The sequence below is a fragment of the Microbacterium sp. PRC9 genome (genome assembly GCF_031844125.1).
Classification (GTDB): domain Bacteria; phylum Actinomycetota; class Actinomycetes; order Actinomycetales; family Microbacteriaceae; genus Microbacterium.
The window spans coordinates 410,295-425,997 of record NZ_JAUZUR010000003.1; the positions used below are offsets into that span (position 1 = coordinate 410,295).

The window sequence follows — 15,703 nt, forward strand, 5'->3', positions numbered from 1 at the left end:
ATGTCACGCGCGCGCTCCGCGGCGGTCGCCGCCACCGTCTCGCTCTCGATGGCGATCACCCCGCTCATGGTCCCTCCTGCGGCCGTCGCCGACGAGTTCGCGCTCCGCTCCGCCGCGCCCGTCGGGTCCTCCTCCGCGATCCGCGACCTCACGCCCGCCGACATCGACACGGTGCTTCCGGCGGCCCTGGCGGTGTGGGGCGAGACCGGCTTCGCGGGCGCCGTCGTGCGCGTCGGCGCCGTCAGCGGCGATCGGCTCGCGGTCACGTCCGGACGCACGATCACGATCGACATGGATGCTGCGGGCCGCGGCTGGTTCGTCGACAGCACCCCGTCCACCTCGCACGAGTTCACGCAGCGCTCCGGCGACGTCGCGCACGCCTCGGGCTCGAGCCCGGCGGCGGGACGGTTCGACCTGCAGACGGTGCTCGCGCACGAGATCGGGCACCTGCTCGGCCGCGCGGACCTCGGCCGCGCCGACGCGATCATGCACGAGAGCCTCGCGCCGGGCGAGCGTCATCTCACCCGCGGCGTCGACGCCGGTGCCCGGGTCAGCGTGCTCCGTGCGCTGGCCGCCGGCGCGGAGCTGCCGCTGACCGCGGCGACGGACGCCGTGACCGGCGACCCCGCGGCGACCGACCCGGGCGCGGCCGAGCCGGCGCCTCCGGTGGCCGAACCCGCCCCAGCTCCGGCGGAAGCTCCGGCCGCGGAACCGGCGCCCGTCGTGGACCCGGCACCGGCAGCCCCCGACTCCGCGGCGACCACCGACCCGGCCGCCGAGTCCGTCGCGCCCCCCGCGGTCGAAGACCCTGCGACCGCCGACGTGGCGGCCGAGGACCCGGCAGCGGCGCAGCCGGCCGCGCCCGAGGCATCCCTCGCCGTCACCGCGCTGGCCGCCGCCACCCCGTGGTCGATCTCGATCGCGGGCGCTGTCACCGTCACGGTCGACGGCACGGACCTCGTGATCGGCGCGGAGAGGCGCGCCCTCGACACGATCAGCGCCCTCGCGATCGTCGGCTCGGGCGGCGACGACACCGTCGTGTTCTCCGCGGCGGCGCTGGCGGCGCTCGCCGGCATCGGGATCACGTTCGACGGCGGCGCGGGAAGCGACACCGTCACCGGTCCCGTGGGCAGCGTGCAGTGGACCCTCACCGGCCCCGGAGCCGGCGTGCTCGCGGCCGGTGCCGCCTCCGTCGCCTTCACCGGCGTGGAACGCCTGCAGGGCGCCGGCACCGACAGCCTCGCGGGCGGCGCCGCCGACACGCAGTGGGTGATCGACGGGCCGGGCACCGGATTCACGGGTGACATCTCGTTCAGCGGCATCGACACCGTGGTCGGCGGCTCGGGTGCCGACGCGTTCGCGATGCGCAGCACCGGGTCGATCGACTCGATCGCGGGCGGCGGCGGCGCGAACACGCTCGTCGGCCCCGACGCCGCGAACACCTGGACCGTCTCGGGAGCGGATGCCGGAACCCTCGGCACGACGTCGTTCACCGGTATCGGCACCCTCGTGGGCGGCAACGCCGACGACACCTTCAAGGTCTTGGCGGGCGGCGCGCTCTCGGGCGGCGTCGAAGGCGGAGCGGTCGCGGACGCTGCGGCGGCGCCCGTCGACGTGCTCGACTTCTCGGCGCGCGGTGGCCAGATCGTCGCCATCCTCGCCGGCGGCGCGGTCGACATCGCGACCGCGTTCTCCGCCGCCACCGCGGGCGCACCCGCGGCCGGGACGGTGCGCCTCAACACCCCGGATCAGAACCAGGCGACCCAGGTCGTCATCAGCACCACGGACGCGGCGGGCGCGTCGGTCGCGGCATCCATCGATCGCATCGACACCTCGCAGAGCGGCGGCCAGCTGCTGATCTCGAGTGCGGACGACCCGTCGGCCTGGATCCTGTTCCGGGTGCTCGGGATCTCGGCGCCGGGCCTGCCGGGCGAGTCGCGCACCGTGAGCGTGCAGGTCATCGCGGCCAGTGCCGCGTCGCCGTTCGCCGGAGGCACCGACGTGACGCTGTCGTACGTCCCGCCCGTCAACGTGGTCGTCGGCTTCGGCACCTTCTCAGGCATCGACAGGCTGGTGGGTTCCGCGAGCAGCTCCGACTCGATCCGCGGTCCTCCCGACGCGAGCGTGCGCTGGACGATCGACGGCGCGAACTCCGGCACGGTCGCCGGTATCGCCTTCTCGTCCATCGAGAACCTCGTGGGCACCGCGAACAACGCCGACGTCTTCGACGTCGTCGGCACCGGCTTCATCGGATCGGTGGCCGGCGGCAGCGGCGGCACCGACATCCTGGTCATCTCCTGCGTCGTCCTGTGCGGCAGCATCAGCGGCGCGCTCTACAACATCAGCGGAACGGATGCTGCGGGAACCGCGTCGCTCTACGGCCGGGTGATCGCCTACACCGGCCTCGACCAGCAGACCCCCTTCCTCACCGTCGGCGGCGACACGGTGCGCATCACCGGCACCGCGTCGAACGACACCATCACCATCTCGGCTCACCCCACCGACCCGAACCGGATGCGCGTCGACTACGGCTCGCACGGCTGGTACGACCCGATCACCCAGATCGTGACCACCGTGATCGAGTTCGCGGTGCCGAGCGCGTCGCTCGTGGTCGAGGGCCTCGACGGCGCCGACACCATCGTCGTAACCGGCCTCGCGGCCGGCTGGGTGAGCGAAGCCACGTTCATCGTCTACGGCAACCGCCGGCTCAGCGACGACATGCCGATCTTCGTCGACGACCCCGAGGCCGACAGCGTCACCTTCACGGGGGACGTCTGGACCAACGACGGCGTGATGGAGATCTACGCCGCGCACATCACGGTGAACGCGAACGTCGCGATCGACACCGGGGCCGGCTGGGTCACCTTCCGCGCCCGGCAGATCGGCAGCGCGTTCGCCGAGAACCTCTCACCCGTCTTCGCGACCGACCGGAACGTGTCGATCACTGTCGGCGACGGCGCGACCATCCACGCGACGGGCATCTTCTTCATCGCGCAGGCCGAGGACCGCAGCCTCGCCGAGTATCTCGGCGTCGCGCGCGAGGTCGGCAGCTACGTGCTCGACCCGCTCACAGGCCTCCTCGGCAGCATCATCGCCCTCCCGGTCAAGCTGCTCCTCAAGAAGTCCACCGCCACGATCACGATCGGCGTCGGCGCCCAGCTCATCGGCGACGACACCGTCGGCATGTACGCCACGGCGGCGGCCGTCGCGAACGGCACCGCACGCGGCAGCCTCGTGAGCGCCGGCTTCGTGCAGGCCACAGCGACCGCCACGGTGATCATCAAGAAGGACGCGCTCATCACGAGCACCGCCGCGATCGTCATCACCGCCACCGCCAACGCCGGCGCCTCGATCAGCGCCTCGACCGAACGTGAGATCAAGAGTCTCGCGAACCCGGGCGGCACGCAGGTGGCCATCGCCGTCGCAGTGAGCAACGCGGTGGCGAACGCGCACATCGACGTCGCCGCGGGCGCCGTCATCGAGGCAGGGAAGACGGCCAACCTCGTCGCCGGCGGCACGGTCGAGTCCGAGGCCGAGGCCGAATCGGGCATGTACGCCGACGGGTCGGCCGGGCTCGCCTTCAGCATCGAGCTGTCGAAGGCGGATGTCACGACGGTCGTGAACGGCACGGTGATCGCGCACATGACCCCGTGCGAAGACCTCACCGGAACACTCACCGGGTGCTCGACCGTGAAGATCGAGATCGACCCCCTCGTCACGAACATCACGGACGTCGGCTACGTCGACTACGCGTACGACCGCATCCACGTGGGCATGCACGGCCTCGTCACCGAGGACACCGTCACCTACAGTCCGCGCCGCGGCAGCAACATCGGCGGGCTCGTCGGGGGACGCACGTACTTCGTCGTGTGGATGGCCGACGACCCGACCACCCTCGACCTCAACGAATCGGAATTCATCGCGCTGGCTTCGTCGGAGCAGGCCGCGGTGCGCGCCGCGACCTGCAGCGCCGCCGGCGACGACCACGCCGCGTACCTGGCCTACCTCGTGTGCCTGCAGCAGTTCACCGTCGACCTCACGCAGGCCGGGTTCCCCGCGACGACGAACAACACGCGCGACTTCAGCGCGGCCGACGTCGACGCCGCGGCCAACACGGTGACGCTGCACTGGACCGGCGGTGTGTTCAACACGTTGGAGCTCGGCCAGGCGGTGGTGTACCACCAGAAGGGCGACGCGAAGATCGACGGCCTCGTCGACGGCGCCACCTACTACGTCGTCGCGAGCACCAACCAGACCAACCTGCAGGGCAACACGCGCTTCACCGACGCGCAGGTGATCGGGCTCGCCGAGACCGAGAACGAAGCCCGCGCCGGCGTGCTCATCGACATCGGCCCGGCGCAGGCGGGCGGCTACCACTTCGCCGCCAAGCACGTGCTCGACACCGGGTTCGCGACGGGCGTCGGCATCCTCGCCAAGCTCGAGGCGAAGGACTCCTCGAGCGCCGCCGCCGGCCTCGCCGACGCCGGCCACCCGGTGACGTGGTGGGCCCGGCTCAAAGAGTCCTTCGCGGGCAACGCCGTCAACCAGCTGTTCGATGCCGCGGCGTTCGCGTTCGGGGCGCACGCCCCCGCTGCCGGGCTGGGGTCTCCGCCGCCACTGGCGGTCGCCGGGGCGCTGGCCGTCATCGACGCAGACCACCACGTCGAGACGACGATCGGCTCCACCGCCGTCGTGAAGTCGGGCGAAGACCTCGAGATCAAGGCCACGATCGCGCAGGGCTACACGATCAGCGCCAACAGCAGCATCGAGCCTCAGACGGACGCGGCCGGCGGCCTGGCCGGCTCGAGCGCCGACACGGCCATCAGCGTCGCGGTGTCGGTCGGGAACTTCGACAACACGGCGATCGCCACCGTGAAGACGGGGGCGAAGGTCGACGGGCTGCGCGCCACGCGCGTGATCTCCGACGTGAGCTACCCGTTCCTGGTGCGGTTCGACGAGTACATCCCGCTGTCGTGGAGCGAGTTCATCGACCGCCTGCGCAGCGAGGGTCCCGACGCGGTGCTCAAGTACCTCAACACCACCCTCGGCCTCCAGGGCATGTTCAACGCGTGGACGACGTCCACCGCGACCGCCGACAAGATCGCGCTCGCCGGCTCGCTCGCTGTGCTGGTGCTCACCAACATCTCGACGGCGACCGTGCAGGGCGGTGCCTGGATCAACCAGGACGAGAAGTGGCGCTCGACCGACGCCGCCGACCCCGAGGCGATCAACGCGACGCACATCAACAACACCGGCGAGCAGACGGTGTCGGTCGAGGCGACGAACTACCAGCAGCTGCTGTCGATGACCGGCAACTTCTCGCTTCCCGACCTCGATCTCGACACCGCCGACGTGAAGATCAAGGAGCGGCTCGAGACGCCGTCCGTGAGCGGGGGCGGCGAGAAGGGCGGCGCGGGAGGCGCGTTCCTCATCTTCGTGCAGGACAACACCACCCACGCGATCGTGCAGGACGGCGCCCGCATCTTCAGCGGCACCGACGGCGGCTTCAACATGAAGGCCGAAGAGGCGCTGTTCCACATCGACCTCGTGCAGTCCGGCAGCAACGGGGGCGCGTTCACGATCTCGGGCTCGGTCGCCTACATCGGCCAGCGCAGCGACACGCTGGTGCAGCTCGGTGCGAACGCCATCGTGACGGGTCGCGACGTGCGCCTGTACGCGGGCGACCTGATGACCCAGGTCACGTGGGTCGGCGCCGTCGCATTCGGCACCGGGCTCGGTGTCGGGTTCTCCCTGGCGATCAACGACCTGCACCGCACGACCAAGGCCGTGATCGGGAATCCGGATGCCTCGGCCACCAGCACCGCGACGGCCCGGCCGAACGCGAACATCACGGTGACCGGCGTCGTCGACGTGCTGGCGAAGCTCGACGGCGACCTGTGGGCCTTCACGGTGGCGGGTGCCTTCTCCGGACCCGCGGCGCCACAGCCCACGCCGCCCGCGGGCGCATCGCCCAAGGCGCTGCAGCTCCTCGGCGGCAACGCCCAGCCGGCGACGCAGTCGCAGGCCGCCGTCGCTGCGGCGATCGCGGTGAACGTCGTGGTCGACACCACGCAGGCGTCGATCGCCGACGCGGGCCATCTCACCGCGGGAAGCATCACCGTCACCGCGCTCGACGACTTCTGGCAGCGGGCGATCACCGGAGGCGCCGCGCTCGTGGCGGGCGCGAAGACGAATGCCGCGGCGCTCGCCGGCGCGCTCAGCGTGAACCTCATCGATGCGACGACCCGGGCCTTCATCGTCGCCACCGACCTCACCACGACCGACGGATCGCTCGTCGTGCAGGCAACCCGCACCGGTGACCTGATCAGCGTCTCGGCCGGCATGGCCGCCGCGGCCGGCACCCAGTCGGTCTCGGTCGCAGGCTCGTTCTCGTTCAACACCGTCTACGGCACCACCGAGGCTGTCGTGCAGAACGTGCGCGGCGTCATCGCATCCGACGTGGTGGTGGCCGGGCGCGACGGCACGCGCATCGTCGCCGTTGGCGGCGGCATCGGGTTCGGCGGCGCGGTGGGCATCGGCCTGGGCATCGCGCTCAACCTGCTCGGCACCGAGTCGCGACCCCTCATCTCGAGCGCGCGCATCTCGGGCTCGACGCTCACGATCGGCGGCAAGGTGCTGTCGGTCACGGCGAAGAGCCTCAACGACGACACCGGTCAGCGCATCTACGCGATCGGCGCCGGGGTCGGCCTCGCCGCCGACGCCCAGGCGCACATCGGCGGCGCCTTCCACTTCGCGGTCAACCTCCTCGTCTACCGCACGATCGCCGAGATCACCCGCAGCACGATCCTCCGAGCGACGAGTTCCACGAACACGCTCGACGTCACGGTCGCTGCCACCGACGACTCCGGCATCGTCGCCCTGGGCGGCGCGATCGCGGTCACGACCGGCAGCGCGATCGGCGCCGCCGTCGGGTACAACGAGATCCAGGGAGACGTCGAAGCGCGACTCGACGACGTCGACCTCACCACGGACGGCAAGGTGACGGTCGAGTCGACCTCGAAGGCCGAGATCGGCGGTGTCGCGGTCGGCGTCACCGCCTCGGCGTCCACCGGCAACGCCATCGCCGCGTCGGGCTCGCTCCTCATCAACATCATCGACAACCGGATCATCGCCGAGATCGTCGACACCGTGTCGTCGTCGCCGATCGGCGCCTCGGTCATCGACGCGCAGGGCCCGGTGTCGGTGACCGCGACCGATGCCTCGGTGATCGCGTCGCTGTCGGGCGGCGTCGCTCTGGCCACCAGCGGCCCCGCCGTCGGCGCCGCCATCAGCTACAACCTCATCTCGAACGTGATCTCGGCCCGCATCGACGGGGTGTCGGTGTTCGCGCGGGGTGCGGCATCCGACATCACGGTCGCCGCGCGCTCGACGGCCACGCTCGTCGCGATCGCGGTGGGTGGCGCGCTCGCCGGTGACAACGGGTTCGCGATCGGCGGGTCCGTCACCGTCAACTCGATCGCCAACACCCTCACCGCTGTCGTCGCGCACAGCCCCGCGGTGCAGGCCGGGCGCGACGTGCTCGTCACGGCCGCCGAGTCGGTGACCCTCGTCGTCGTCGCCGGCGGCGTCGGCATCGCGTTCGGCGGCGTCGCGGTCGGCGCATCGTTCGCGTACAACTTCATCGGCGGCAGCTTCGATGCGGCCAACCCCGACCACACCAACAGCGACACCGCCACCGTCGACGGCGAGCTCGACCAGATCATCGCCGCGATCGACGACGCGCAGGTCTCGGCCGGCCGCAACATCGTCGTGACGGCGGGCTACCTGCCGGCGGACACCGGGGTGCCCGGCGCGGTGTCCCTCGACACCGGCACGGGCAGCGCGCTCGTCATCGGCATCCCGGGCGACCCCAGCACCGAGGGCAGCCCGGCGTTCACCGCCACCATCGTCAGCGTCACGGTGGGCGCCGCGGGAGGCAACGACCTCGCTGTCGGCGGCTCGATCTCGATCAACGTGATCACGCACGACATCGTGGCGCGCATCACCGGCAGCCGCCCCGTCAGCGCGGGCGGCAGCATCCTGGTCGCCGCAGCGGACGACCTCACCGCCGTGGCCGTCGCGGGCGGCATCGCTGTCGGCGACAACGCCGCCGGGGTGGCGGTGCCGCTGCAGATCGACGTGAGCACCGTGCACGCCTACATCGGCGACGGCGCGGTCGTGGACGCCCGCGGCAACGCGGCCCTCACGGTGCCGGACGGCCGGGGCCAGACGGTGCTCCGGCGCGGTGTCGCGGTGGTCGCCACGGCGACCGAGGATGTCGTCACCGTGGGCATCGGGCTCGCGGGCGCCGGCGAGGTCGCCGGTGCCGGCGGCGGAGCGGTCACCGTGATCGACCGCGAGGCCCACGCGTGGATCGGCGCGGGCGCCCGCATCAACACGACGGCCGGCGCCGAGAACAACGCGCAGGACGTCTTCGTCCTCGCCTCCGACCGCACCGTGCACGTCACGGCGGCCGGCGCGGCGGCGGGGTCCGGCAGCGTCGGCATCGGCGCGGGCCTCACCGTCGGCGTGCTCGCCAAAGACACACAGGCGTGGATCGGCGCGGGCGCCGAGGTGCAGGCGCAGGGCGATGTGCGGGTGATCGCCGTCTCGACCGAGCTCGTCGTGGGAGTCGCGATCGCGGGGGCCGTGAGCGGCGACGTCGCGGTCGCGGGAACGGTCGGGGTGTACGTCATCGACGTCACCACGAAGGCCACGATCGCCGGGACCCCGGCAGCGGTGACCCCGACGACGGTGCGGGCCGACGGGAGCGTGCAGGTCGCCGCATCCTCCGCCCTGCGGGTCGAGGTGGTGTCGGGCAACCTCGCGATCGGCATCGAGATCGGCGGAGTCGGGGGCGCGCTGGTCGTGCCGGTCGTGACGAAGACGACGGAGGCCGTGATCGGTGCGCGCGCGGTGGTCGTCGGCCGGGCTCTCCGCCCCGGCATCACGGTCGAGGACGGACTGTCGGAGCTGCTCGCGGCGAACGCCTGCAACGGGGGCACGCGCGACCCGCACCAGGTGACGGCGCCGTGCCTCACCGACCAGGACGTCGGGTACGACCAATCCCAGCACGGCGGCGACACCTCGCAGAACCCGCTCACCTCGCCGCAGCTCACCCAGGACCGCACCGTCACGGAGAACGCGCGCACCGGCTTCACCGGCATCGCCGTCACCGCGCTGAGCCGCGACGACATCGGCATGTACGGCATCGGGGCGTCGGGCGGCCTCTTCTTCGGCGTCCAGATCTCCGCCCTCGTGCACGTCCTGAACGCCACGACGAACGCCGAGGTCGACGACCTCGCGCAGCTCTCGTCCGGTGACGACGTGCTCGTCATCGCCGCCGACGACTACCAGCTGCTCGGCATCGCCGGCGGAGCGTCGGGCGGCGGGGTCGCCGCGACCCCCGGCATCCAGGTGGCCGTCGCCACCGCCCAGACCACCGCACGCATCGGCAAGAACGCGGTGGTGACCGCGGCAGGCGACGTGATCGTGCGCGCCGACGCGAACGAGGAGACGCTCGTCATCGTCGTGGCCATGGGGGTCGGCGCGGTCGGCTTCGGCGGCGCGGTGGGCGTGCTCGTCATCGACTCCACGACGTGGGCTTCGATCGACGACGGGGCCGCCATCACGGCGGGCGGCAGCGTGCTGGTCGCCGCGTTCGACGCCACCGACATCGACCTCATCACGATCGGCGCCGGCATCGGCGCGGGCGGAGCCGGCGCCGGAGCGGGCGTCGGTGTGACGGTGCTCACCAAGTCGACGAGGGCCTGGATCGGCGCCGCCACCGTCGACGCCTCCGGCAACGGCGCGGCCGTCGACGTCCACGACGGCACGCTCGCCGGCGACGGGACCTTCGGCCACACCACCGCGACCGGCGTGATCGTCACCGCCGTCAGCCGCGAGGATGTCGTGTCGGTCGCGGTCGCCGCCGGCGCCGGCTTCTCCGCCGGCATCGCCGGAGCGGTGACCGTCGAGGTGATCAACGCCGACACGCGGGCGTACATCGCCGGCGGCGCGCGCATCAACACCGCCACCCCGAACGCCTCCGCCACGCAGGACGTGCGCGTCGTCGCCGTCGACGACCTCACGGTGCTCGTCATCGCCGGCGGACTCGCGATCGGCATGATCGGGCTCGCAGGCGGCGTCGACGTCGGCGTCGTGAACAGCGACACCACCGCGTGGAACGCCGGCAGCGACGTGCGGGCCCGGCGCGACATCGCCGTGGCCGCCCTCGCCGACCGCTACATCCGCACCTTCGCGCTGAGCGCCGCAGGCGGTGCGGCCGCGCTCGGTGCGGCGATCTCGGTGTGGGTCATCGCCGGCGACCTCGTGGGCACGTACAGCTACGCCGACCAGGACGAGAACGGCAACGCGACCAACCCGACCTACGACGCACTGGGCGCCCAGGGCGCGGGCAAGACGCTGACGAACGCCGACACGCTCATCGGCGGCGGCTCCGCCTCGACCGAGATCGGCAAGGTCGGCGGCGCCGGTCACGGCCGCGCGAACGCGGGAGTGCTGCAGGATGCCGCGACCTCGGCCAACGGCTCGCTCGGCGCTGCATCCCCCGCAGGCGTGATCGCCGGGTCGCGCACGGCACCTCCCCAGGAGGCCGGCATCCCGGCCGGGACGGCGGCGTTCGTCGGCCGGGGCGCCACGCTCAGCGCCGGCCACGACATCCGCATCGACGCCCGCAGCCGCCTCGACTTCACGCAGGTGACCGGCGGCTTCGGGTTCGGCGCCTTCGGCGGGGGCGTCTCGGTGTCGGTGGCGACGGTGAGCGAGAACGTCTCGGCCTCCGTCGGCTCGGGGGCGACCCTCACCGCCGGCCACGACGTCGCGATCGCCGCGAACCTGCGCGACGAGCTGGACGTGCTCGCGATCACGACGGGGCTCTCTCTCCTCGTCGGGATCGGCGTGACCGTCGCGGTCGTCTACGACGGCGGCACCGCGGCCGCGTACCTCGAAGACGGGGCCGTCACCGGCGCGACGATCCTCGCCGGCGGGGCCGTGACCCTCACCGCGGTCAAGCAGTTCCTGCTCACGATCTCGGCTTACGCGATCGGCAGCGCCTTCATCGTCGGCGTCGGCGCGGGTGCGGGCATCGTCGTCGTCACCGACGGCGGCGGCGCCACCGCCGCCCTCGGAACGAACTCGCGCGTGGGCCAGCCCGGCAGCCCCGTCGGATCGGTGTCGCTCTCGGCGACCCACACGGCGAGCGTCCACGAGTTCGCGAACGCCTCGGTCAACGTGCTCGCGCTCGGAAACGGCGGCGCCGGCGTGGGCATCGCCGCCGGCGTGCTCGTCATCACGATCGGTGCATCTGCCGCCTCGGTCGCGTCGGCCGAGGTGCGCCGCGGCACGCTGATCTATGCGACCGGTACGGTGCGGGTCGCTTCGACGTTCACCCCGACGGTCGTCGCGCACGCCGCGGGCGGCGCCGGCGGCCTGGTGATCGCCGTCGGCGCGGTCGTCGTGCACATCACGATCGCGGGGCTCGTGCTCGCGGCCGTCCGCGACGCGGTGCGGATCGAGGCGGGTTCGCTCGAGATCGCAGCATCCGACACCGTCGATGCGACCGCAGAGCTCGTCGCCGTCGCGATCGGCCTCTTCGGCGGATCCGGCGCCCGCATCGACGTCGACGTCGACGTCCACACGCGTGCCTTCGTCGGATCGACCGCCGGCGTCACCACGACCCTCGCGACGGGCGGCTCGATCTCACTCCTGGCCACCTCCTCCCGCACGCTCTCGGCCTACTCGCACGGCGGTGCCGGCGGCGCGGCAGCGGTCAGCTTCCTGATCGCGAGTGCGAACCAGACGGGATCGACCGAAGCCGGGATCCTGGGCAACACCGCGATCCTGCGCGCTCTCGGAGTGTCTGTCACGGCCGACCTGCTCTCGGCGACGAGCACCGCGACCGTCGTCGTCGGCTCGGGCGGTCTCATCGGAGTGCGCGGCACCGAGGCCGCCGCCACCACCAAGCCGGTCGTGAAGGCGTGGATCGGCGACGGCGTCGTGATCGGCGACGTCAGCGTCGCGTCGGCGCCGGTGCCGATCACCGGCGGCGTCACCGTCACCGCCCGGGCGCGCGCCGAGGCCGACGCGACCGGCAACGCCTACGGCGGCGGCGGGGTCGATGTCGGCGTACCGTACGCGCACGCGGCGATCGGCCCGGATCTCGACGCGTACATCGGCACCGCGGGGGCCACCGCGCGCACGGTGATCCACGCCGGCGGCACGGTGCGCGTGGAGGCGGCGCTCAAGGACGACGGCGGTTCGGCGCAGCCGGTGTCCGACCAGATCGCAGCGGTCAGCGCGTCGAGCGACACGGTGACCTTCACCTACCCGGGCATCGGCGAGGGCACCGTCGTCACCTATCAGGCGACCGGGGGCGGCATCCTCGGCCTCCACAAGGGCGCGCGCTACACGGTCATCGACACGGGCGTGGCCGGGCAGATCCGCCTCGGCGCCATCTTCAACGCCTCGACCGTCGATCCCGCCACCGAGATCATCACGTTCGGATCGGCCCACGGGTTCGTGAGCGGCGACTGCGTCGTCTACGACGCGCGCGGCGGCGCGTCGATCATCGCGAGCGCGGGCGCCGCCACCGGCACGTGCGCGCAGCCGGGAAGCACCACGTTCTACGTGCGCAGGATCGACGATTACCGCATCAAGCTCATGACGACCTCCGCGGCGGCGACGGCCTCGACCGAGACGCCGCTCGCCCCCGCCGTCACGGACGGGCGTCTGCAGGACGGCACGCTGAGCGCCCTGCCCAACGGCACCGCGGTCGAGTACCGGGCGCCGTACGTCGCCGACTTCATCGCCGGGGCGGTCGACGTCACGCTGCACCTCGTCGACAAGCCCGAGGGCGGCGGCCAGGTCTGGGTGCCCGAGACCACGACGGTGAACGGCAAGACCGTCGTGGCGCACAGCAACGGCGCGAACAACATCTTCCTGGGCACCGATCTGACCGCGACCCTGCACTCCGGCGACGCGCTCGTCTACTACGGCACCGGCATCGCGGGCCTGGTGAACGGACGCACGTATTACGTCATCGTGCAGGCGAACGGCCTCATCCAGCTCGCCGACACCTTCTGCCACGCCGTCGGGTGCACGAACGACCCGGCCCAGGCGCTCGCCATCTCGCCCGGTTCCGACGAGAGCGTCACGGCCTCGCTGCAGAGGGCGCTGCCCGGCCTCCGCGACGGGTATACCTATTACACGGTCGGGCGCGCAGCCGACGGCACGAGCGTGGCGCTGGCCGCCACGATCGGCGGAAGCGCCATCGCCCTCGGCGACGCGGCCGCCGGCGTCCACCGCTTCGGCCTCGTGCAGGTCGACCTGAAGGCCGGCTCCGGCAGCCAGGTGATCTACGCGCGGCTCACGAGCCCGTCGCTGCCGGCCGGCACCCACACGCTCGGCGGCCCGGGCGGCGAGGTGCTCGCAGACCTCGCGCCCGCCGCCGGCGACGGCGCGACCGGCGCGACCGTGAACGGCGGATCGGCCGGCATCATCGTCGGCATCGACGTGCCGAGCGCGCGTGTCGATGGAACCCCCACGGTGAACGCGGCCCTCGGCACCGTGACGGTGCGCGCGGGGCAGTCCGTCCAGGTCGTCGCGTCGAGCCGCACCCGGTCGGTCGCGTACGCGAACAGTGCGGGCGGCGGCGGGGTCGCCGTCGGCGAGGCGCACGCCGACACCGTGTTCGACACCGCCACCACCGACGTCGCGATCGGCGGGGGTTCGGACATCGCCGCCGGCGCGGACGTGCTCCTGTCGGCAGCATCCGACCACCGCATCTCTGCCACCGCCTCGTCGAAGGGCGGCGGCGCGATCTCGGCGAAGATCGCCGAGACGACCGCGCGCATCGACAACGACACCACCGCGACGATCGGTGCGAACGCCGTGATCGCCGCCGGCCACCACGTCATCGTGCGCACCGACCTCGCCACGAACGGGCGGACACTGTCCGACACCGAGTCCTGGGGGATCGGGGCCGGTGCGGATTCCGACAACACCAACGACGACCGGGGTGTGAGGATCGGATCGAGAACGGATGCCTCGACCTCGCGCGTCGTCGTCGGCACGGGCGTGCGCCTGACCGGCGAGACGGTGAACCTCGACGCGTTCGTGTCGCGCATCCTCGCGAATGCGACCGCGAAGGCACTGGGCGTCAACCCGATCCTGCTCGGCGTCGCGACGGCGTTCGCCAACGCAGAGGTCGACGTCTTCCTCACCGTCGCGGTCGAGATCGCCGGCGGCGGCACGATCATCCGCGGCGACCGCGGCGTCGACCTCAAGGCGCACACCGCGAACATCGTCATCGAGCGCAACGCGATGCGGCTCGCCGTCGCCCTCATCCCGCCGCAGCGCGCCGAGAACAACGGCGAGGGCCGCATCGACACCACCGTCGACACCGCAAAGGGCGCGCTCGTCATCGCGGGAGCCCGCCGCACCGACCCGGCGTCGGGGCTGGATGCGGCGTCCGATCCCGGTCAGGTCGCGCTGTACGTGCTCTCGACCAACGCGAGCGTGACCTACCCCGACATGCCCACGGACTCCGACCGCTACCGCGACGACGGCGGCTCGCCGTTCATGCAGGCGCGCCGCATCGCCTGGGATGCCGACGTCATCGTGCTGGGCGGGCTCAACGGAGCGCCCCTGCTCGTCGTCGGCGCCGACGGCAGAGTCGTCGCGGTCAACGCGATCACCATCAACGGCGGGCGCGCCCCCGTCATCGGCGAAGAGGTCGACCCCGATGGCGACGGCGCCTACGTCATCGATCCGATCCGCAACGACGGCTACGCGAACGTGCTCTTCGAGGCGCAGTGCACACCGACCGACCAGGTGTCGTGCGCGATCGACAACGGCGACGGGTACGCCTCGAGCGTCGACGGCCGCGCGAGCGACCCGTGGCCGACGTTCGAGTTCCGCGACACGCTCGAGTCGGTGACGATCGTGGACCGCTCCGGCAAGCGGGTCACCGTGAGCGGCATCGACGTCGTCAACACGTTCGGCTCGTGGCCCCGTGTCGTGCTGCGCTCGTCGGGCGGCCCGCTCGACTCGCACGTGACGCTCGAGTTCGACCTGCGCCACGCGGCCGCCCCGAGTGTCGTCGACATCGAGAAGCGCGGCGACGACGACGTGCTGCTGAACGGCCGCATCAACAACCCGGTCGGCCTCACGCGCATCGTGAACCTGTTCGGCGACATCCTGGCGTCGTCGCTGAGCACGATCATCGTGACCAACCTGCTCGACATCGAGGCGACGCAGGGCTCGATCGGGTCGGCAGAGCGCCGCCTCGCCGTCGACCTGGTGCGCTTCACCGCCCGCCCGCGGCTCGACGCCCCCACCGCCTCGGGCCCGCGCGATCCGCGCCTGGCCGCCGTCGCCGGCGTCGACGCGCACCTGAGCCTGCGGGGCGTCGACCGCACCGTGCCCGCGGCCGGTCAGCCCGCGGTGACGGTGATCGAGGTCACCCTCGACCTGGTGCGCGCCGGCCGCGACGTCGACCTCGAGCTGCGCACCGGCATCCGCCAGGGCGCCTCCGCCCGCACCGCCGACGTGAACGTGGTCGTGCCCGGCGAGCAGTCGATCTGGTCGGTGCCGCGCCCGCACCGCCACCACTTCCGCGGGGTGAACGACGTCAACGGCGCCTACGACCCCGCCCGCGCCGGCGTCTCCGCCTTCGTCGATC

Annotated in this window: 1 protein-coding gene (running past one end of the window); it reads left to right on the forward strand. The window is 72.3% G+C overall.

From position 1 onward, the window contains the following. Positions 1 to 15,703: the 5' portion of a Calx-beta domain-containing protein gene (locus tag Q9R33_RS08825; RefSeq protein WP_311293508.1), read on the forward strand. 12,221 nt of this gene lie beyond the right edge of the window; 15,703 of the gene's 27,924 nt are visible here — the first part of the coding sequence; it begins with the start codon at positions 1 to 3; its stop codon lies off the right edge, out of view.